Source organism: Pseudaestuariivita sp., assembly GCF_052825805.1.
Map to the genome: position 1 here is coordinate 210,875 of NZ_JBRBVB010000013.1, position 19,231 is coordinate 230,105.

24 protein-coding genes are annotated in these 19,231 nt (G+C 65.1%); 15 read left to right on the top strand and 9 right to left on the bottom strand.

Annotation, left to right across the window (positions count from 1 at the left end; translation table 11 throughout):
• Positions 1-522: a component of SufBCD complex gene (locus ACU0B3_RS15215; protein ID WP_446261721.1), complete on the bottom strand. Its 522-nt coding sequence runs from the start codon at positions 520-522 to the stop codon at positions 1-3.
• A gap of 115 nt (positions 523-637) precedes the next feature.
• Between ACU0B3_RS15215 and hemB the strand changes: the two genes are divergently transcribed.
• The 7 genes from hemB (at position 638) to ACU0B3_RS15250 (ending at position 5,786) form a co-directional block, all read left to right on the top strand.
• Positions 638-1,636: a porphobilinogen synthase gene (gene hemB / locus ACU0B3_RS15220; RefSeq protein ID WP_446261722.1), complete on the top strand. Its 999-nt coding sequence runs from the start codon at positions 638-640 to the stop codon at positions 1,634-1,636.
• A gap of 43 nt (positions 1,637-1,679) precedes the next feature.
• A complete protein-coding gene (locus ACU0B3_RS15225) occupies positions 1,680-2,366 on the top strand; it encodes a hypothetical protein (RefSeq protein ID WP_446261723.1) in 687 nt (228 codons plus the stop codon).
• Positions 2,367-2,498: 132 nt separating this feature from the next.
• Entirely contained in the window at positions 2,499-3,059 is a 561-nt protein-coding gene (locus ACU0B3_RS15230; RefSeq protein WP_446261724.1) for a lipid-binding SYLF domain-containing protein, read from the top strand.
• Positions 3,060-3,181: 122 nt separating this feature from the next.
• Positions 3,182-3,652 carry a hypothetical protein gene (locus ACU0B3_RS15235; RefSeq protein WP_446261725.1) on the top strand — a complete coding sequence of 157 codons (471 nt, stop codon included), beginning with the start codon at positions 3,182-3,184 and terminating at the stop codon, positions 3,650-3,652.
• Complete coding sequence (locus tag ACU0B3_RS15240; protein ID WP_446261726.1) at positions 3,652-4,056, top strand: phage holin family protein; 405 nt, start codon at positions 3,652-3,654, stop codon at positions 4,054-4,056. The genes ACU0B3_RS15235 and ACU0B3_RS15240 overlap by 1 nt, the downstream gene beginning before the upstream one ends.
• Positions 4,043-4,813, top strand: a complete 771-nt coding sequence (locus ACU0B3_RS15245) for a hypothetical protein (RefSeq protein ID WP_446261727.1) — start codon at positions 4,043-4,045, stop codon at positions 4,811-4,813. The genes ACU0B3_RS15240 and ACU0B3_RS15245 overlap by 14 nt, the downstream gene beginning before the upstream one ends.
• Positions 4,800-5,786: an AI-2E family transporter gene (locus ACU0B3_RS15250; RefSeq protein WP_446261728.1), complete on the top strand. Its 987-nt coding sequence runs from the start codon at positions 4,800-4,802 to the stop codon at positions 5,784-5,786. The genes ACU0B3_RS15245 and ACU0B3_RS15250 overlap by 14 nt, the downstream gene beginning before the upstream one ends.
• A 3-nt stretch (positions 5,787-5,789) precedes the next feature.
• On the opposite strand, the gene ACU0B3_RS15255 is transcribed toward ACU0B3_RS15250, so the two are convergent.
• Both ACU0B3_RS15255 and ACU0B3_RS15260 read right to left on the bottom strand, forming a co-directional pair.
• A complete protein-coding gene (locus tag ACU0B3_RS15255) occupies positions 5,790-6,782 on the bottom strand; it encodes a YihY/virulence factor BrkB family protein (RefSeq protein WP_446261729.1) in 993 nt (330 codons plus the stop codon).
• Positions 6,783-6,819: 37 nt separating this feature from the next.
• The gene (locus tag ACU0B3_RS15260) at positions 6,820-8,334 is read right to left on the bottom strand and encodes a phospholipase D family protein (protein ID WP_446261730.1); all 1,515 of its coding nucleotides are present in this window, start codon (positions 8,332-8,334) and stop codon (positions 6,820-6,822) included.
• 128 nt (positions 8,335-8,462) lie between these two features.
• Between ACU0B3_RS15260 and ACU0B3_RS15265 the strand changes: the two genes are divergently transcribed.
• Together ACU0B3_RS15265 and ACU0B3_RS15270 are read left to right on the top strand one after the other, a co-directional pair.
• Positions 8,463-8,756 (top strand): hypothetical protein, encoded by a 294-nt coding sequence (locus ACU0B3_RS15265; protein WP_446261731.1) that lies wholly within the window; start codon positions 8,463-8,465, stop codon positions 8,754-8,756.
• A 46-nt stretch (positions 8,757-8,802) separates the two neighbouring features.
• The gene (locus ACU0B3_RS15270; protein WP_446261732.1) at positions 8,803-8,997 is read left to right on the top strand and encodes a PLD nuclease N-terminal domain-containing protein; all 195 of its coding nucleotides are present in this window, start codon (positions 8,803-8,805) and stop codon (positions 8,995-8,997) included.
• 46 nt (positions 8,998-9,043) lie between these two features.
• Here the strand turns inward: ACU0B3_RS15270 and ACU0B3_RS15275 are convergent, their stop codons facing one another.
• From ACU0B3_RS15275 to ACU0B3_RS15285, 3 genes are all read right to left on the bottom strand, one after another.
• Positions 9,044-9,874 (bottom strand): 3-keto-5-aminohexanoate cleavage protein, encoded by an 831-nt coding sequence (locus ACU0B3_RS15275; protein ID WP_446261733.1) that lies wholly within the window; start codon positions 9,872-9,874, stop codon positions 9,044-9,046.
• Between the two features lie 124 nt (positions 9,875-9,998).
• On the bottom strand, positions 9,999-10,406 hold the full coding sequence (pcaC, locus tag ACU0B3_RS15280; protein WP_446261734.1) for a 4-carboxymuconolactone decarboxylase: 408 nt from the start codon (positions 10,404-10,406) through the stop codon (positions 9,999-10,001).
• Positions 10,407-10,437: 31 nt separating this feature from the next.
• Positions 10,438-11,190, bottom strand: coding sequence for an SDR family NAD(P)-dependent oxidoreductase (locus tag ACU0B3_RS15285; protein WP_446261735.1), 753 nt, complete (start codon positions 11,188-11,190; stop codon positions 10,438-10,440).
• A 198-nt stretch (positions 11,191-11,388) separates the two neighbouring features.
• Here ACU0B3_RS15285 and ACU0B3_RS15290 point away from each other — a divergent pair, with 198 nt between their 5' ends.
• From ACU0B3_RS15290 to fahA, 6 genes are all read left to right on the top strand, one after another.
• Positions 11,389-12,339: an MBL fold metallo-hydrolase gene (locus ACU0B3_RS15290; RefSeq protein WP_446261736.1), complete on the top strand. Its 951-nt coding sequence runs from the start codon at positions 11,389-11,391 to the stop codon at positions 12,337-12,339.
• A 68-nt stretch (positions 12,340-12,407) separates the two neighbouring features.
• Complete coding sequence (locus ACU0B3_RS15295; protein ID WP_446261737.1) at positions 12,408-12,605, top strand: hypothetical protein; 198 nt, start codon at positions 12,408-12,410, stop codon at positions 12,603-12,605.
• The gene (locus ACU0B3_RS15300; protein WP_446261738.1) at positions 12,602-14,215 is read left to right on the top strand and encodes an FAD-dependent monooxygenase; all 1,614 of its coding nucleotides are present in this window, start codon (positions 12,602-12,604) and stop codon (positions 14,213-14,215) included. The genes ACU0B3_RS15295 and ACU0B3_RS15300 overlap by 4 nt, the downstream gene beginning before the upstream one ends.
• Positions 14,209-14,421: a DUF2783 domain-containing protein gene (locus ACU0B3_RS15305; protein WP_446261739.1), complete on the top strand. Its 213-nt coding sequence runs from the start codon at positions 14,209-14,211 to the stop codon at positions 14,419-14,421. Before ACU0B3_RS15300 ends, ACU0B3_RS15305 begins: the two co-directional genes overlap by 7 nt.
• 12 nt (positions 14,422-14,433) lie before the next feature.
• Positions 14,434-15,786: a homogentisate 1,2-dioxygenase gene (gene hmgA / locus ACU0B3_RS15310; protein ID WP_446261740.1), complete on the top strand. Its 1,353-nt coding sequence runs from the start codon at positions 14,434-14,436 to the stop codon at positions 15,784-15,786.
• Positions 15,787-15,790: 4 nt separating this feature from the next.
• A complete protein-coding gene (fahA, locus tag ACU0B3_RS15315; RefSeq protein WP_446261741.1) occupies positions 15,791-17,023 on the top strand; it encodes a fumarylacetoacetase in 1,233 nt (410 codons plus the stop codon).
• A 6-nt stretch (positions 17,024-17,029) separates the two neighbouring features.
• On the opposite strand, the gene nusB is transcribed toward fahA, so the two are convergent.
• From nusB to ribB, 3 genes are read right to left on the bottom strand one after another with little or no spacing between them, the layout of a single operon-like run.
• On the bottom strand, positions 17,030-17,533 hold the full coding sequence (gene nusB / locus ACU0B3_RS15320; protein WP_446261742.1) for a transcription antitermination factor NusB: 504 nt from the start codon (positions 17,531-17,533) through the stop codon (positions 17,030-17,032).
• Positions 17,530-18,066 carry a 6,7-dimethyl-8-ribityllumazine synthase gene (locus tag ACU0B3_RS15325; RefSeq protein WP_446261743.1) on the bottom strand — a complete coding sequence of 179 codons (537 nt, stop codon included), beginning with the start codon at positions 18,064-18,066 and terminating at the stop codon, positions 17,530-17,532. Before ACU0B3_RS15325 ends, nusB begins: the two co-directional genes overlap by 4 nt.
• Positions 18,066-19,190, bottom strand: coding sequence for a 3,4-dihydroxy-2-butanone-4-phosphate synthase (gene ribB, locus ACU0B3_RS15330; RefSeq protein WP_446261744.1), 1,125 nt, complete (start codon positions 19,188-19,190; stop codon positions 18,066-18,068). The genes ACU0B3_RS15325 and ribB overlap by 1 nt, the downstream gene beginning before the upstream one ends.
• Between the last annotated feature and the right edge of the window lie 41 nt (positions 19,191-19,231).

Sequence of the window (19,231 nt, forward strand, 5' to 3'; positions counted from 1 at the left end):
TCAGATCAATCCGTAGCTCAGGTTCTGGTACATGCCCCAAAGGGCGGTCACGAAGATCGAGATAACGCCCAGACCCTGCACGCCCACCCTGTGTCTTGCCAGACGGGCGCGCAGCGCGTCCCCGGCGAGCGCGCCCCGCGTGATGATGCGCGCGGTGCGGATGTTCATCAGCGTCAAGAGCGCCAGCGGAATCGCCAGCAGCACCACCGCCTGCGCGAACTCGAGCCCGTAAAAGAACCCCAGCGTCAGCAGCCCGGCGATGAGGAACGAGCTCAGCGTCAGGAGCGACAGGCCCGACACGTCCGCGATGTAAAGGATGCGGTCCACGTTGATGCGCACCAGGTCCTCGAGCGCCTGCTGCGCCGCGCCCTCGTGCCGTTTCGCGCGGGAGACCATGTCGAACGGCACGCCGAGGATCCAGTGGCTCGCAGACGACCAGAAGACCGCCAGCGCAATCCAGAACCACAGGTTCGAGAAGGACCGCATGTCGATCACTTCAAAGATGCGCAGTCCCACGTCCACCAGGTGAATGCCTTTTGTCCGGGACCTTGCGCGCGGCGTCTGCGGCCTGACCCCTTGTTTCCAAGTCCCTTTCCATGCCACCCAAACGTTAAAGCTTCAAGAACCCGAGACAGCCATGCAGCCGACTTTTGCACGCCATCCCGCCACCCGCTTTCGCCGCGTCCGGCGCACGCCTGCCCTGCGGTCGCTGGTGCAGGAGACGACGCTGAGCGTGTCGGACCTGATCTGGCCGGTGTTCGTGGTCGATGGCGAGGGGGTGGAGCAGCCCGTCCTGTCGATGCCCGGCGTCGTGCGCCGCTCGGTCGACAAGGTGGTGGAGGCCGCGCGGGAGGCGGCGGACCTCGGGATCCCGGCGATTTGCCTCTTTCCCTACACCGACCCGGCCAAAAAGACCTACGACTGCGCCGAGGCGTGGAACCCGGACAACCTCAGCAACACCGCAACGCGCGCGATTAAGGCTGCCGTGCCGGAGATCGCGATCATGACGGATGTGGCGCTCGATCCCTACTCGGTCGACGGGCATGACGGGTTCGTGGTGGACGGGGAAATCGTGAACGACGCCTCCGTCGAGGCGCTGGTGAAACAGGCGCTGAGCCAGGCGGACGCCGGCTGCGACATCATCGGGCCTTCGGACATGATGGACGGGCGTATCGGCGCAATCCGTCAGGCTTTGGAGGCCGCGGGCCACACCAACACCTGCATCATGTCCTATGCCGCCAAGTACGCCAGCGCCTATTACGGGCCGTTCCGCGATGCGGTCGGTGCGTCGGGCGCTCTGAAAGGCAACAAGAAGACCTACCAGATGGACGCCGGCAACTCGGACGAGGCCCTGCGCAACATCGCCGCCGACCTCGAAGAAGGCGCGGACATGGTGATGGTCAAACCCGGCCTTGCCTATCTCGACATCTGCCAGCGGGCCAAGGCGCAGTTCGGCGCACCGACCTTTGCCTACCAGGTGTCGGGCGAATACGCGATGATCGAGGCCGCCGCCCAGAACGGCTGGATCGACGGGGACAAGGTCATGGTCGAAAGCCTGCAAGCCTTCAAACGCGCCGGCTGCGACGGCATCCTGACCTACTTCGCCCCCCGCATGGCGAGGGCTCTGGCGGGGTAGCGCGGCTTTGCGCGTGCTTGCCCTGTTCGCCGCTTTGAGCGTCATGGCGGGGACTTTGCCTGTCTGGCCGTCCGGGCTTTTTCCAGAGGACCTCCCGCTCTGGCTCAAACTTGCTATTGCCGCCGTTTTGGCCTCGCCTGCGGTCTGCGTCTTGCTCGCCGTCGCTTTTGCGTGTGGCCTGTGCCTGCCGAAGGCTGTGGCGTATCTCCTCAAGACCCTGATCCTCGTTGTGTTTTGCCTCAGCTACCTGCTGGCGAACTTCTCCGGCCAAAGCCGTCCTCATAGCTTACTCATGTCGCTGACCGTCGCGGTCTGTGCCTGGCAGCTTGTCACCTTGATGGGCCCTCCCGCCTCGACCGCGCTTCCCGCCGTGCTGCTGGCCCTGTCGGGGCTTGCGGGAGCCGGATCGCTCGCGCGCGCCGGCGTCGTCGTCTTTAACGCGCAGCACCTTGCGGACGGCAGACCCTACTGCATCGCTTCGAACCTCAGGCAAGGGAGTGAGGTCACAGCCTGGTCAGACCTGAGGTTTTCCCGGTTCAACACCGGTGGCAGCGACGGTGGATTTCATGGCATCCTGCTCGTCGAAGATACCGAAGCCTACAACTGGTCCATGAGACAGGTGGCCTTCGACAGGCTCTACGCACCGTATGTTCCACGGCCTGACGCGCTCCCGTGTACACCCGTCCCCGACTTCCCCGGCACGACGGACCTTCGGCGGTGGCGCAGGTGAAACGCCTGAACCCGCCGATGCGCGGCCTGTGCATTCTGCGCGCGTGACAAGACGAGTCCGCCTTGTGTATAAGTCTGGCATGACTTCGCGCCACAAGCGGAGCATGGCGGCAACGAGCAGATGAGACAGGCTATGACCACTTACACACGGCGCGCATTCGCGCTTGGCGCCCTGGGCGCAACGGCGGGCCTTGCGGCTTGCGGCAACGGCATCGGCAATTCCAACGCGGACACGATCGAGGCGCGCGTCGATGCGACCCTCGGCACGATGTATGCCGAGTTCCCCAACACCCGCACGCTCAGCGACAATTCCAGCGGCATGCTGGTAATGCCTCTGGTGACCGAGGCGGGGCTTGGCCTCGGCGGGGCTTTCGGGCGCGGCGCGCTGCGCGTGGGCGGCACGACGGTCGATTATTACTCGGCAACGCGCGCCAGCGCGGGCTTCCAGATCGGCGCGCAGCAATACACGCATGTCCTTTTCTTCATGACCGACGACGCGCTGCGCGACTTCCGCCGCTCGCCCGGCTGGGCGGCAGGCGCGGACATCGAATACGCGATCCCCGACCGGGGTGAGACGCTCAAGGCCGAGACGACGACCGTGCTCGATCCGGTGATCGCGATCGTCTTTGGCCAGGCGGGTCTGCGCGTCGGCGCAACCGTCGAGGGCACCAAGTACACGCGCATCATCCCCTGACGCCGTTCCTGCCCCGAAACCCGCGCTGACCGGCGCGGGGCTCGGAACATTTCCCGGCGACCTTTGTTGATCTGGCAACCGCGGCGCACCCGGCGCCGCCACAGGATCAAGGAGGTTGCCTCATGTCAGGCCAAGTCTCACGGACCGCGGACAAACTCGCCGAAGCCTCGGCGGAGATCACCGATCAAGCGCGCACCGCAGCAGAGCAGACCGTCTCTGCCGAAGCGCAAAGACTGCAAGATGGCGTCACCGAACGCACCGAACGGGCGCAGAGCGCCGCAGAGGCCGCACAGGCCGAAGTGCCCAGCGGCTCGCTCGAGGCGCAAGCGCTCGGGCAAGTGGTGGCCGGACTTGAAAAGGCCGGCGCGTTCGTGCGCGGCCAGGACGCTCAGGACCTCGTTCACGACGTCCAGCAGTTCGCACGCCGCAATCCGCTGCTCTTCCTCGGCGGTGCCGTCGCCGCAGGCTTTGTCGCCGCGCGCTTTCTCAAATCGTCCAACGGGGCGGCCCACACGCATGCGGGTGGTGCAGACCCCTGGACGGGTCACCTGCAAACCAGCGGCCCTGCCGCCTACGATCGCGAGGCCGGATGATGCGTACCGCCGAACGCCTCTCTGACGCGCCGGCCGCACTGACGCAGCTCTTTGCCCACGCCAGCGGGCTGGTGCGCGCGGAGCTGCGGCTTTTCAAGGCCGAAATGTCCGAAAACCTGTCCAAGGCGGGCTTCGGTCTTGCCATGGTCGCGGTGTCTGCACTCGTTCTGTTGACGGCGCTGCACGTCCTCGCCTTCGCCGCTGTCAGCGCGCTGGCGGCGGCCGGCCTCAGCTGGACATTTGCGGCGCTCGTTGTGACCGCAGCAGCGCTTATCGTTGCCGCACTTTGCTTTTTGCTCGGCAGATCGCGCTTGTCCGGCGACGCGCTCAAACCCGACGCGACGATCACGCAAGTCCAAAAAGACGTCGCCACGCTCAAGGAGATGACCCATGCCCAGCCCTAAGTCTCAGCACGCCCATGACGCCGACACGCACCGCGCCGCTCTGACGGCCACTGTGGCAGACCTCTGGAACGCTGCCGCGCCGCGCGACATTGCCTCGGGGGCGACCGCCGACATCGCCGATGCCGCACACCGGGCTGCCCATGCCGGCGCCCGCGCGGTCAAAGGCAATGGCGCCGCGCTCGCGCTGATCGGTGCAGGTATCGCCATGATGGTGGCGAGCCAACGCAGCGCCGCGCAGCCATCCGATGCACACGTGTCGAACGACAGCGAGGCGGAACGCCTTGCCCGTGCGGATGCGCAAATGACGACCTATCCGGTTGCCGCGCCGACGATGGAGGGACCTTCGGCCTCCCGCATGTCGCAGCTTCTCGACAAGGGGCTCGACGCGCTTGGCCCGGACGCGCGTGCCCGCGTCATCGACGCCCGCCGCAAGGCGCTCGACGCGCAAACCCGGATCGAGGAGCAGGCACGCAAGGCTAGCGCCAAGGCGGTGCGGGCCCATGACGCGCAGCCGCTCGTAACCGGGCTGGCCGCAGCCGGGCTCGGCGCACTGATCGGAGGATTGCTTCCGAGCACGCGCCGGGAAGACGCGCTGATGGGCCACCACCGGGACCGGCTGATGCGGGATGCGGAGGCACTGCTGCATCACGAGTTGGACGCGCTCAAGGCACGGGCGCAAGAGGCTCTGTCAGACGCGGCCCCGTCGAAGGCGGCGCATGGCGCCACGCAGGAGTCGACCCTGAATGGCGCAAACTGAAACTGGCACGCGGTGGGCCTCGCCCACCGTCGTGGTCGTCTGCCTGACAATCCTGACGATCCTCGCGCTGATTGGCGGGCTGCGTTACGCAAGCGACTTTATTGCGCCCATAGCCTTCGGCCTGATGGTGGGCGTGGCAGCCTCCCCCGCTGTGACGGCGCTGCATGTGCGCGGCGTGCCACGTGCGGCGGGGGCATTCTTTGCTCTCATCCTGTCCGCGGGACTGATCGCCGCCGTCATCGTCGTGATCGGACCGATCGTGATCGATCTGGTGCAGCGCCTGCCGCAAATCCAGTATGAGCTCGAGCGGTTCCTGACCTCGCTCAGCTCTATGGTCAAAGGCGTCGAGCTTCTGGAAAAGGAGATTGAGCAGCAGCTCGCCGAAACCGCCGAAGGCGATGGCGGCGCGATGCCGGGTTTGGCGGATGCCGTCTGGGCGGCGCCGAACTTCATGGCGCAAACGCTGCTCTTTGCCGGCACGCTCTTCTTTTTCCTGCTCACGCGGGACGAGATCTATGCTGCAGCGCCAAAGTACGCCGTGCGGTTGCAGGCGGCGGAATATGCGGTGGTGCGGTACTTCGTGGTGGTCTCGGTGGTGAACGCCGGGCTTGGCGTGGCAACGGCGCTCGCGATGACGGCGCTTGGCCTCAGCTACCCGATCCTCTGGGGGCTGGCGGCCTTCCTTTTGAACTTCATGCTCTATCTCGGCCCGATCGTGATGATCGCCGCGCTCAGCATCGGCGGGATCATCGCCTTCCCCCTACCCTACGCGCTCCTGCCTCCGGCCGCGTTCCTGACGCTGAACCTGATCGAGGCGCAGTTCGCGACGCCAACCATCGTTGGCCCGCGCATCAACACCAACCCGCTGGTGGTGTTCCTTGCGATCATCTTCGGCATGTGGATGTGGGGACCGGTCGGCGCGATCGTCGCGCTGCCGCTCCTTGTGTGGACATCTGCCGTGATCAAGGGATGACGGTTACTCGGCCGGTGTGCTTGGCTTTTCGCGCCAGGCCGGGTGATCCTCCGCGCCGCGGGCAGTGCCGACCATGTCTGCCGCCCGCGCGCCGCGCGCGCCCATGGGACGGGAGCCATCAACGGTCGTGTCGATCCGCGTCTGCGCTTCCAGCTCGGCATCTATCAGCGCGCCCAGCAGCACCATAAAGGCCGACAGCCACATCCAGGTCAGCAGGATGATCACCCCGCCGAGCGCGCCAAACGTCTCGTTATAGCTCGCAAACGTCTGCGCATAGACGGAAAAACCGTAGCTTCCGCTGACCCAGAGCAGGCAAGCCACGGTCGCGCCCGGCGTCAGCCAACGCCACTTGGCGGCTCTGCGATCGGGCGCATATCGGTAAAAGAAAGAGATGCCGCCCACCGCCACGACCAGCAAAAGCGGCCAGCGAAGCACGAAGGCCAGCTCCTCGAGCCAGCGGTCGAACCCGATAAAGGCAATGGCCGCCGGGATCGCCGCGATGATCGCGACCGTAAAGAGAAAGCCGATCACGAGCCCCAGCGTCATCACGAGGACCAGCGCCTTGCGCAGGACAAAGCCGCGCTTTTCCTTCTCCTGGTAAACGACATTGAGGCCCGACATGAGGTTCTCTACCGCGCGCGAGGCCGAGTAGATCGCCAGCGCCAACGCCAGCAGCGCCGTCAGTCCCAGCGTGTCACTGTTCGCGCCCACGACGGCGCGCAGCTGGCCCATGATGATCTCGCGCCCCTCTTCGGGGAGCATGGCCGCAAGCGTGTCCGACGTGTCCACAAGCACTTGCGGGTCGACGAAATAGCCGCCCAGCGCCACCGCCGAGGTGATCGCCGGAAAGATCGACAGCAGGCCGTAAAAGCCGATGCCAGCGGCGATCAGACCGATGTTGTCACTCCCGATCCTTGAAAAGACGCGGGTTGCGACGTCGAGCAGCCCCTTGAGCGGGATTCGGCTGGGGCGGCTGGCATAACGTCCTCGGCTCATGGCTCTCTCCTGCATCGCCCTCCCGGGCCTTTCGATGTCAAACTATGTCTTCTGTCACGACAGGCAAAGGTTGGCGGTCGTCCTCGAGCGCGTCCACATCGTGCGGCACGAGGAATCCCGTGCGCGCGCTTGGCCGGCGCACCGCATTGCGGGCGGCCTCCGCGCGCCACCATTCAGCCGCCGTTTCGATCGCTGCGCCCTCCTCCGGCACCGGGTCGAACCACCAATGCGCGCCCAGCGCCGTGCGCAGCCGCGCGACACGCGCCGGGTCCGTCAGGCGCACGGCAGCCTCGGTGTCCCAGTGCAAAGAGCGCCCGTTGAGATTGGCAGAACCCACGAGGCCATACTCTGCATCCGTCACCAGCACCTTGTTGTGCACGTGGATGATCGGCGCACCGTGCAGCGAGCGGCGGCTTTCGCGCGTCACATAGCGCGGCTGCACCGGCGACAGGATCGCGGCGCGCGTGCCAAAGCCGTCGCGGATCGTTTCGAGCGCACGGGTCTGCAGCGCCATGCCATACCGCGACTCGAGGCCGAAATCGTAAAAGGCGACCTCGTCCGGCAGCGCGGGCAGCACCATGATGAGCCCCAGCTCCGGCCGGCGCCCTGCCGCCTCCGCCAGCGCTTCGGCAATGGGCGTGGCGCGCATGTATTGCGTCTCGATATGGATGAGGTGCCGCGCGTCCTTGATGGCGCGCAGGTGATCCTCTTCGATTTCGTTCAACAAGATGCGCGGCGACAGGAACGGAAACTGCACCTTGCGCGGCGTCGACAGCGTCCGGCTGATATGCGTCAGCGGCTCGGGCGCCTCGCCGGTGCGGATCGCCTCCTGAAAGCCCAGAAGATGCGTGCGCGCCTCCGCCGCCTCGGGCCCCCGCACCATCACCTGCACGTCCGACCAGGTCTGTTCGGCCGGGCGGTCATGGTCCAGCGTATCGCGCCTGCGCATGTTGAGGTCGAGCCCGCCAATATAGAGCGCCTCCCCGTCGATCACCGCCAGCTTCTGGTGGTGCGACACGGTTGCAAAGCCGGGCAGATCGCGGGTATTGAGCCCGATGGCCTGCCGCTGCAGCCGGTCTTTCGACAGCGCCTTGCGCCGGCGATACTGATAGAGGAGCGCGCCAGGCATGAACGCCCCACGCGCCAAAAGGCCGGCGCGCGCCGGATGCAGGTCGGCCACGATGCTGAGCCGGCTGCGCGGCGCGCCCGTCACCTCAGCCAGTGCCGCCGCCTGCCGCATGGTGCGCCAGGTGCTTTCATGCTCGTTCGTGCCAAAGACCGGATCGAAGTCCGACAGGACGAGGTGAAACGACACCCCCCGCGCCACCACATGCGCCAGAAGGTCGAACCACGTCTCGCCCACCTCCCGCGCCTCAGGTGAATAAAGCTCTGTCGCCAGATCAAAGATGCGAAATCCCGCAAGGACTTCACGCTCGGCGTTCAGCACAGCGCGCTCGAACGCCGGCCACGCCTCTTCGGCTGTGGTCAGGACGTCGAATGCTTCGTCCGCTGCCGCGCTCGATGTCGCACTTTTCAAATGAGTGTCCCGCATGCCTGCCGTCTTTCGTAAATCCACGCAATCGAAACGCGGCGGAAGGCACGATGTTCCGCAGTGCAGCGGAACAAAAGGCGCAAGGCGACGTTGGAGATGAAACGCCTCCCTTCGAAAAGGAGAACGAGATGACGACGCAAACCAAGGACGCCCTGTCCGAAGCCAAAACCGCCGCAAGCAATGGCGTGGACCGCGCAACAGGCGCCGCACGCGCCGCCGCGCAAGACGCTCAGCGCCGCGCCAAAGAGACTGTCGACACGGTCAAGGACGCAGCAGCCGAGCAGGCCGAGAAAGGCTCCTTGCTCATGCAAGACGCGCGCCTCGAGGCCGAAATCCTCGTGTCACGCAATCCGCTGCTCGCCGTCGCCGGCGCCGTGGGTGTGGGTGTGCTGATCGGCATGGCGCTCAAGTCCAAGAGCTGATCGCGGCTCGCTCAACGCAACGACATTTACAGACAAGGAGACTCCCATGTCCCTCGAAATCGCCGGCCTTGGTGGCCTTATCGTTCTCGCCCTGTCCATCTGGGCCATCGTCAACATCATCGGATCGCGCGCCAGCACCGGCGCCAAAGTGCTCTGGACGCTCTTCGTGCTGATCCTGCCGATCCTCGGCTTTATCGTCTGGCTGATCGCAGGCCCGCGGTCGAGCAAGGCCCTCGCATAAGTGCGGTAGCGAGTTCTGTCAGGTACGAGTTCCGTTCCGTATGAGTTCAAGCAGGCGCGAGACCCAAGAGGTCCCGCGCCTGCTTTGGTGTTGCGACCGGGCGCTCGTGCTTGGCGCAAATCTCCGCAGCACGGCGTACCAGCGCCGCGTTTGATGGCGCCAGCGTGGTCCGGTCGATCCGTATGTTGTCCTCAAGCCCCGTGCGCGCATGGCCGCCCGCGGCGATTGCCCATTCGTTCAGCTCGATCTGGTGACGCCCGATCCCGGCCGCACACCATTCCGTCCCGGGCGCCAGCCGCTCTAGCGTTTTGACATAAAACTCGAAAGTCTCGCGATCCGCCGGCATCGCATTCTTCACACCCATGACAAATTGCACATAAAGCTTGCCCGGCAGCACGCCCTCGCGGTGCAGCCGTGCGGCCTGGTGGATGTGGCTGAGGTCAAAGGCCTCGATTTCGGGCGTAATCTTGTGCTCGGTCATGAGCCCCGCCAGCCAGGTCACAAGGTCCGGCGGGTTATCATAGACCCGCGTCGGAAAGTTGTTCGACCCAACCGTGAGGGAGGCCATGTCGGGCGCCAGCGGCAGCATGCCACCGCGCTCCTTGCCTGCGCCCGAACGTCCCCCGGTCGAAAACTGTACGATGATGCCGGGGCAATGCTTACGCAGACCCTCCTGCAGCCTGCCGAACTTTTCCGGGTCGCTCGAGGTCGTGCCGTCGTCGTTGCGCACGTGCAGGTGGGCAATCGTCGCACCCTCCTCGAACGCGGCCTGCGTGCTTTCGACTTGCTCGGAAATCGTGATCGGCACAGCCGGGTTGTCCGCCTTGGTCGGGACCGAGCCGGTGATGGCAACGCAGAGGATACAGGGTTTTGTCATGGGGTCTTGGACCTCGGAATTGGTTTTTTGTCAGAGTGATGGCGAGCGATGTTCATGTGATGGATGAAAGCGGCTCAAAGTGGCGGAGCATGCCGCCTGCGACTGGGCAGCGAGACGCGTGCCGTCACGCCTCGCGCTCCATCTCGGCCAAAGTCTCCTTGGCGATGGCGATGGCGCGGTTGGCGCGGGGGACGCCGGCGTAGACCGCGACGTGCAGGAACGCCTGCATGATGTCCTCCGCGCTGGCGCCCGTGCGGGCGGTGGCGCGGATGTGCATGGGGATTTCCTCGAAATTGCCGAGTGCTGCAAGCAGCGCCAGCGTCAACATCGAGCGTTCGCGGCGCGAGATGGCGTCCGATGCCCAGAGCGTACCCCAGGCGCCTTCGGTGATCATCTCCTGAAACGGCGCATCGAAAGGCGTCGCGCGTTTGGCCGCCGCCTCGACATGCGCGTCGCCGAGCACCTCGCGGCGGGCCTTGTCGCCTTTGGCGCGGCGGCTTTCCGGCGCAGCCTTGTCCCACGGCCCGCTCATGGGCGACGCAGCGCGGCGCGCAAAAGACCGATCAGCATGTGTAGTTGAGGCCAAGCCGGCCCCCGTCGATATAGATCGTCTCGCCCGTGATGTAGCTGGCCTTCTTGCTCGCGAGGAACGCGATGACGTCGCCCACCTCGCGCGCCTCTCCGACGCGGCGCAGCGGTGTGCGCGAGAGCGCCGTTTCCAAGGCGGCCGGGTTGGCGTTGACGCCCGCCATCATCGCGGTGTCGATGGAACCGGGGCCGACCGCGTTCACCCGGATGTTGTGTTTGGCGAGCGCCAGCGCCGCGACCTTGGTCAGCTGCTGCACGCCGCCCTTAGAAGCGCAATAGGCGGGGATCGCGGGGATCGCGAGCTGGGCGTTGATCGAGGAGGTGTTGACGATCGCGCCCTCGATGCCGGCGTCGATCATGGCCTTGGCGGCGCGCTGGGTCGCGAGGAAGACGCCGGTGAGGTTGATCGAGATCACCTTGTTGAAATCCTCGAGGCTGTAGTCGAGAAAATCGCCCGGCATCGCAACACCGGCGTTGTTCACAAGGACGGAGACGGCGCCCATCTGCTCTTCGATGGTGTCGAAGAGCGCGGCGATCTGTGCCGGGCCGGACATGTCGCAGGGCAGACCCACCGTGCCGCCGCCCATCTCGTCGGCGGAGCTGCGCACCTTGTCGGCGTTGATGTCGGCGAGCACGATCCGGTGACCGTCGGCCTTGAGCGCCTGTGCGGCGGCGAGCCCGATGCCTTGTGCGCCGCCGGTGACGAGGGCGATGGGTTGGTCGGACATGTGGCTCTCCTTTGCGGTCCTGCGCTGCGCGCGGCAGCTGTCGTGCACCAGAGTATGCCAATCGCCGGGAGGCGCAACCGGTGCCTTTGGTGGCTGGCGCCGCGCCGAAATGGCCCGGCGCACTGGTCAGGGCGCGCTTGTTAGTTACATTCCCAACTGTCACCACGGAACAAGCGACGACAAAAGGACAGCGCAAAGATGGCCAAAGCCTTTGCAAGCCAGGGCGACCTTGGCGACAAGGAGATCACCTTTTCCGAGATTGGCGAGGGGCTCTGGGCCTTTACCGCCGAGGGCGATCCGAACTCGGGTGTGATCATCGGCGATGACGCGGTGATGATCGTGGAGGCGCAGGCCACCCCGCGTCTGGCCCGGCAGGTCATCGAAAAGGTCCGCTCGGTCACCGACAAGCCGATCACCCACCTGGTGCTGACGCACTACCATGCCGTGCGCGTGCTTGGCGCCTCGGCGTACGGCGCGCCGCAGGTGGTGATGAGCGAGAAGGCCCGCGCCATGGTCATGGAGCGCGGGCAGGAAGACTGGGACAGCGAGTTCGACCGCTTTCCGCGCCTCTTTCAGGGGCATGAAGAGATCCCCGGCCTCACCTACCCCACGACCACGTTCAATGGACGCATGTCGGTGTATCTCGGGAACCGGCGCGTCGACATCATGCAGCTTGGCCGCGCGCACACCGCAGGCGACGCGGTGATCTACGTGCCCGACGCGAACGTGATGTTCACGGGCGACATCATCGAATACCACTCCGCCTGTTATTGCGGGGACGGGCATTTCCACGACTGGCCGGGCACGGCGGAGGCGATCCGGTCCTTTGATCTCGACGCGATCGCGCCCGGACGTGGCGACGCTTTGGTGGGACGGGACATGGTCAACGCCGGGATCGACTCGACCATCGACTTTGTCCGTTCCACCTACCGCCCCGCCGCGCGGGTGGCCTTGAAAGGTGGCTCGCTCAAGGAGGCGTGGGACGCCGTGCGCGCCTCGTGCGATCCCAAGTTCAGCGACTACGCGATCTACGAGCACTGCCTGCCGTTCAACGTGGCGCGCGCCTATGACGAGGCGCTCGACATCGACACGCCGCGCATCTGGACCGCCGCGCGGGACAAGGAGATGTGGGCGGCTCTGCAAGGCTGACGTTCGCGCCTGGGGCTGGCTTCGGGAGCCTCCGGCGGGAGTTTATTTGGGAAAATGAAGAGAGCGGGATGCGCTACGGGCCGACACGGGGAGAGCTGAAGTTCCGGCTGGTGTTTTCGCTGGCCGGGCTCTGCCTTTTGGCGGCGGCGCTGGTTTTGCGCGGCGTGCCTCAGGGGCCGGCGCTGTTCGAGGTGATCGTGGTCGCTGGCGGGTTCTTTGGCGGGACTGCCGTCTGGACGCTCGTGCAGTTGGGGAGGACGCAGTGAACGCGTGGACCAGCCGTTATCAGCGGGCCTTTGCGCTTTATCCTTATGCCCGGTCGGCGGATCAGGACGCTGTGGCGCCTGTGCGGCACGCGGTGGTGATCGTGGGCGGAGGCCCGGTGGGCATGGCGCTGGCGCTGGACCTCGGCCAGCGCGGCGTCGATGTCGTGGTGCTCGATGATCACGACGGGGTCGGTCAGGGCAGCCGCGCCATCTGCTTTGCCAAGCGGACGCTCGAGATTTGTGACCGGCTGGGCTGCGGCGATGCCGTGACGGACAAGGGCGTACAGTGGAACCTTGGCCGTGTATTCCGCGGTGAGGACGAGGTCTACACGTTTAACCTTTTGCCGGAGGACGGCCACCGCCGGCCGGCCTTTATCAACTTGCAGCAGCCTTATTTCGAGAAGGCTCTGGTGGATCGCATCCGCTCTGAGCAGGCGCAGGGCGCCCCGATCGACATACGCGGGTGCAATCGGGTCACCGCGCTGGACGATCAAGTCGACCATGTGCGGCTCGAGATCGACACGCCCGAGGGCGCTTACGCGATCGAGGCGGAGTGGCTGGTGGCGTGCGACGGTGCCAATTCCCCGATCCGCGAGGCAATGGGCCTGGGGTTTGATGGGCGTGTGTTCGAAGACAACTTCCTGATCGCGGATATCAAGATGGACGCGCCGTTTCCGACGGAGCGGCGGTTCTGGTTCGACCCGCCTTTTAACCCTGGGCAGACGGCGTTGATGCACAAGCAGCCGGAGGATGTCTGGCGGCTAGATTTCCAGCTGGGCTGGGACATCGACCGGTCGGCGGAACTTGAAGAAGAGCGCGTAAGGTCCCGTGTGCGCGGCATGATTGGCGATCGCGCCTTTGAGCTGGTGTGGACGTCGATCTACACGTTCCGGTGCTGCACGATGGAAGACTATCGCCACGGGCGCGTGCTCTTTGCCGGGGACGCGGCGCACCAGGTCTCTCCGTTTGGGGCGCGTGGGGCAAATGGCGGCATGCAGGACGCGGACAACCTGGGGTGGAAGCTGGCAGCGGTGGTGCAAGGTGATGCGCCGGAGGCGCTGGTGGACAGCTACCATGTGGAGCGCAAGCACGCGGGCCTCGAAAACATCAAGAATTCAAGCCGTTCCGCGGACTTCCTCACACCTCGCTCGCCCGCGCATGCGCTGTTTCGCGATGCCGTTCTGGACCTTGTGGAAGACCACGCCTTTGCCCGCCCCATGGTGAACTCCGGGCGGCTGTCGATGCCGGCGCAGTATGCCGGCTCGCCTTTGAACGGTGCGGACGCCGTGCCGGGGGCGCCGGCGCGCAGTGCACCCGGCTCTCCCTGTCCCGATGCCGCGCTGGATGAAGGGTATCTGCTCGACCATCTAAAGGGCGCCGTTTTGCTGGGGATCGGCACGCCTGTGCCGCCGCAGATCGCAGTGGGCGGGGTGGTGATGAAAGGGTCGAACTTTGATGCGCAACCCCTTTTGCAGGAACGCTATTTGGGCGATGCGTCCTGTGCCGTTTACCTTGTTCGTCCTGACCAGCACGTCGCCGCGCGGTGGCTGCAGTTCGACGCAGAGGCGCTGGCACGCGCGGTCGATCAAATGATGGGGCGGACATGTTGACGACGACGCCAAACCTTGGAAACCCCGACGATTTCTATGCAGCACTGTTGCGCGCGCATGACGGGCTCAGCGCCGACGAAACGCATGCGCTCAACGCGCGTTTGATCCTTATCCTCGCCAACCACATCGGCGATCTCACCACGCTCGAAGACGCCCTCGTGTTGGCCCGCGGCGCCAAGATCGCAAGCGATGCAACGACCTCTTGAAAGGAGTTCGACATGAACGTGCAGGACGTGAGAAACATCACGCAAGCGCCTGATACCCATGCATCTTCTCCCGGTTACATGCCCGGGTGGGGCAATGATTTCGAGACCGAGGCGCTGCCGGACGCGCTGCCGCAAGGGATGAATTCGCCGCAAAAATGCGCCTACGGGCTTTATGCCGAACAATTGAGCGGGACAGCATTTACAGACGTGCGCCCGGAGCGGACATGGTGCTACCGTATCCGGCCGTCGGTCAAGCACTCGGGGCGGTACCGCGCCATCGACGTGCCTTACTGGAAGTCCGCGCCGCATGTACCTGAAAACGTGACATCTTTGGGTCAGTACCGTTGGAATCCGGTGCCGCATACCGAGGCGCCGCTGACGTGGCTCACAGGCATGCGCACGATGACCACGGCGGGTGACGTCAACACGCAGACCGGCATGGCGGCGCACATCTACCTTGTCACGCAGTCGATGGTCGACAGCTATTTCTACAGCGCCGACAGTGAGTTGCTGGTCGTTCCTCAAGCCGGACGCCTGCGGTTTCACACCGAGCTTGGGATCCTCGACGTTGCACCCCAGGAGATCGCGATTCTGCCGCGCGGGCTGGTATATCGGGTTGAACTGCTCGAAGGGCCGGCGCGCGGGTTTGTTTGTGAGAATTACGGGCAGAAATTCGAGTTGCCGGGACGTGGGCCGATTGGAGCAAATTGTCTTGCGAACCCAAGGGACTTTAAGGCGCCGGTGGCTGCGTTCGAGGATCGCGAAGTGCCGTCGACGCTGACGATCAAATGGTGCGGGCAATTTCATGAGACGGAAATCGCGCAGAGCCCGCTCGACATCGTGGCGTGGCACGGGAATTACGCGCCCGTGAAGTACGATCTGCGCGCCTACTGCCCCGTCGGCGCGATCCTTTTCGACCATCCCGATCCGTCGATCTTTACCGTTCTGACGGCGCCGTCGGGTCAGCCGGGGGTGGCGAATATCGATTTCGTGCTGTTCCGCGAGCGCTGGCTGGTGGCGGAAAACACCTTCCGCCCGCCGTGGTACCACAAGAACGTCATGTCGGAACTTATGGGAAACATTCACGGAATCTACGATGCGAAGCCGCAGGGATTTGTGCCGGGTGGGATGTCGCTCCACAACATGATGCTGCCGCACGGCCCGGACAAGACGGCCTTTGAAGGCGCGTCAAACGCAAATCTGGGACCAGATAAGCTCGATAACACGATGTCCTTCATGTTCGAGACGAGGTTCCCCCAGCATCTCACTGAATTCGCTGGGAAAGAGGCGCCTCTACAGGACGATTACATTTCGTGTTGGGCGGACCTCGTGAAACACTTCGATGGCTCGAAGAACGGCACGTAACCTCATGGGATTGCTCCAATCTTGGGTCGATAGTGCCAACACTGCGGAGACGGACTTCCCGCTCAACAATCTGCCTTATGGCGTATTCTCCACGGGCGGCGGACCGGCTCGGTGCGGCGTTGCGATTGGGGATCAGGTGCTGGACCTCGCGGCGCTCGAAGCGCGCGGTCAGCTGGCCTATGGCGGGACTTTTGCGCAGGACGATTGGCGGGCCTTTATGGGGCTGGGTCAGGCGGCGTGGGACGAGCTGCGTGCGTGGTTGCAGATGGCTTTGGGCGCAGGTGGGGACACCGGTTTGAGCGCGCTGCTGACGCCGCTAGACGAGGCCGCGCTGCATCTGCCGTTTCGGGTGACTGAGTTCACGGATTTTTATGCGTCGCGCCACCATGCGACAAACGTCGGGACGATGTTCCGCGGGGCGGAAAATGCGTTGCCGCCCAATTGGTTGCACATGCCGATTGGGTATAACGGGCGTGCCTCATCGGTGGTTGTTTCGGGCACGCCGCTCACGCGGCCGCATGGTCAGATTAGGGGCATTGATGAAGCCATGCCTCGGTTTGAGCCCTCTGCGCGGTTCGATTTTGAGCTGGAGCTGGGGGCGGTGGTCGGGCAGCCGTCGCGGGGGCCGGTGACGGTGGCTGAGGCGGACGCGATGATTTTTGGGTACGTGCTGCTCAACGACTGGTCGGCGCGGGACATTCAGGCGTGGGAGTACCAGCCGCTGGGTCCGTTTCAGGGGAAAGCGACGGCGACGACGATCTCTCCGTGGATCGTGACGCGCGCGGCGCTGGAGCCGTTTCGGGTGGAGACACCGCCGTCGGAGGTCGAATTGCTCCCGCATCTGAAGGCGCCGGGGCCGATGCTCTATGACATCGATCTGGAGGTTGGGTTAACGCCAGAGGGCGGCGCGGAAACGCGGATCACAAAGACGAATTATCGTGAGATGTCATATTCTTCGGCGCAGCAGCTCACGCATCACGCGAGCTCTGGGTGCCCGATGCGGGTGGGTGATCTACTTGGGTCCGGGACGGTGTCCGGGCCGGACCGGGAGTCGCGCGGGGCGCTGCTCGAGCTGAGCTGGGGCGGGCAAGAGCCGGTTAACCTTGCGGGCGGAATTCAGCGGACTTTTCTCGAAGATGGAGATACTGTCACGCTTTATGGTGCTGCGCGAGGCGACGGTTACCGGATCGGGTTCGGAGCTTGTGCGGGACAGGTTCTGCCTGCCCGGAAGCTTTAGGGCAGCTTAGAACGCTTCGGGTTTCATTTCGCGCGCCATGTGGTCGAGCACGGCGTTGACGAACTTGGGCTCTTTGCCATCGGGGAAGAAGGCGCGGGCGACGTCGACGAACTCAGTGATCACCACGCGGGGCGGCGTGGAAGCGAGGCCGATTTCAGCGCCGGCTGCGCGGAAGAGCGCGCGCAAGGTCGGGTCGATCCGGGCGATCGGCCATTTGGCGACAAGCGCGCGGTCGGTGGTCTGGTCGATAGCCGCCTGACGCGTCACGGCGCGCTCGAGGAGGTCGCGGAAGAGGTCCATGTCGCCGTCGATCATCTCGTCGCCGTCGACGGTCGCGCCGAACCGATGGTCGAGAAATTCGCGGCGGACGCGGTCAACGGAGTGGCCGGCCTGCTCCATCTGGAAGAGCGCCTGAACGGCGTAAAGACGCGCGGCGGAGCGCATCTTGCGCTTTTGGTTGTTCGACAGGGTCGGTTTTGGCGCCTGTTCGGGGGCCGCGTCGGAGGTCATACAGTTGTGCCTCCGGTCGCGTAGAGCGTGTCGTCGCCGAGCGGCTTGAAGCCGATGCTAGACGACGTGCCGCCAAACTTGCGGGTGAGCGCGATGAGGTGGAGCGCCGCTGCAGCCGCACCCCCGCCCTTGTTCTGTTCGCCGGCGCGAGCCTCAGCCTGGGCACGGTTTTCGACCGTGAGGATGCCGTTGCCGATGCAGAGCCCTTGCAGACCGAGCAGCGTGATGGCGCGGGAGCTGTCGTTGCAGACTGTGTCATAATGCGTGGTCTCGCCACGGATCACGCAGCCAAGCGCGACATAGCCGTCGTACTCGCCGAGCCGTTCGGCGATGCCGATTGCGGTGGGCACTTCTAGCGCGCCGGGCACTTCGATGACCTCGGAGGTGCCGCCTGCAGCAGCGATCTCGGCCTTAGCCCCCGCAACCAGATCATCCGCGATGTCCTTGTAATACGGCGCGACGACGATCAGCAGCTTGACCGGCGCGTCGAACGACGGGCGCGGCAGGGTGTAGTGGTTTTCGTTTGCGGCCATCAGCCCAGCTCCGAGATTTTGCGGGTTCCGACGATCTCGAGCCCATAGGCATCGAGGCCCACCACCCGCGGCGTCGGAGAATTCGTGAGGAGAATCAAGTCGCTGAGCCCCAGCGACGACAGGATCTGCGCGCCAAGACCGTACTGTCGCAAAGTGTTGGGGGAGACGCCCGCGTCAGGCTCGAGCTTCATCGTTGTGTCGCGCAACAGCACGATCACGCCGCGGCCCTCCCCCTCGACCGCTTTCATGCAGTCGCGGAACTCGTCCGCGCGGCCCTTGGGTCCGGTCCCCACAACGTCGAGCATCGGGTCCATTGCGTGCATCCGCACCAGCACCGGCTCGGGGGTCGAAACGTCGCCCTTGATCAGCACGATATGCTCGGCGCCCTGCGTCTCGTCGGTGTAGATGCGCAGCGTCCAGTCGCCGCCGAATTCGGAGGAGATCGTCTCCTCGCGGCGCACGCCCACCAGATTATCGTGGCGGCGGCGGTAGGCGATGAGGTCGCTAATCGTCCCGATCTTGAGCCCGTGCAGCTGCGCGAACGACACCAGCTCGGGCAGGCGCGCCATGCTGCCGTCCTCGTTCATGATCTCGCAGATCACACCCGACGGGTTGAGCCCGGCAAGGCGCGAAATGTCGACGGCGGCCTCGGTATGGCCGGCACGGACCAGCACGCCGCCCTTGCGCGCGCGCAGCGGAAAGACGTGGCCGGGGGTCGCGATGTCCGCCTCGGTCGAGGCGCTGTCGATCGCGACGGCGACGGTGCGCGCCCGGTCGTGGGCGGAGATGCCGGTGGTCACCCCCTCCCGCGCCTCGATGGACACGGTGAACGCGGTCTCGTGGCGGGAAGAATTGTTGGTCGACATCAGCTGCAATCCCAGCGCGTCGAGCCGGTCGGCAGTCAGCGCGAGGCAAATGAGCCCGCGCCCGTGCTTGGCCATGAAGTTGATCGCATCCGGCGTCGCCATCTGCGCGGGGATCACCAGATCGCCCTCGTTCTCCCGGTCCTCGTGGTCGACCAGCACGAACATGCGCCCGTTGCGCGCGTCGTCGATGATCTCCTCGACCGAGCTGATCGCATCGCGCCAGCTTTCCTCGACGGCTCCGGGGGTTTCGTAGCTCATGGGTTCTCCCAACGGGTGGTGCCCGGCGTGTAGGCCATCGC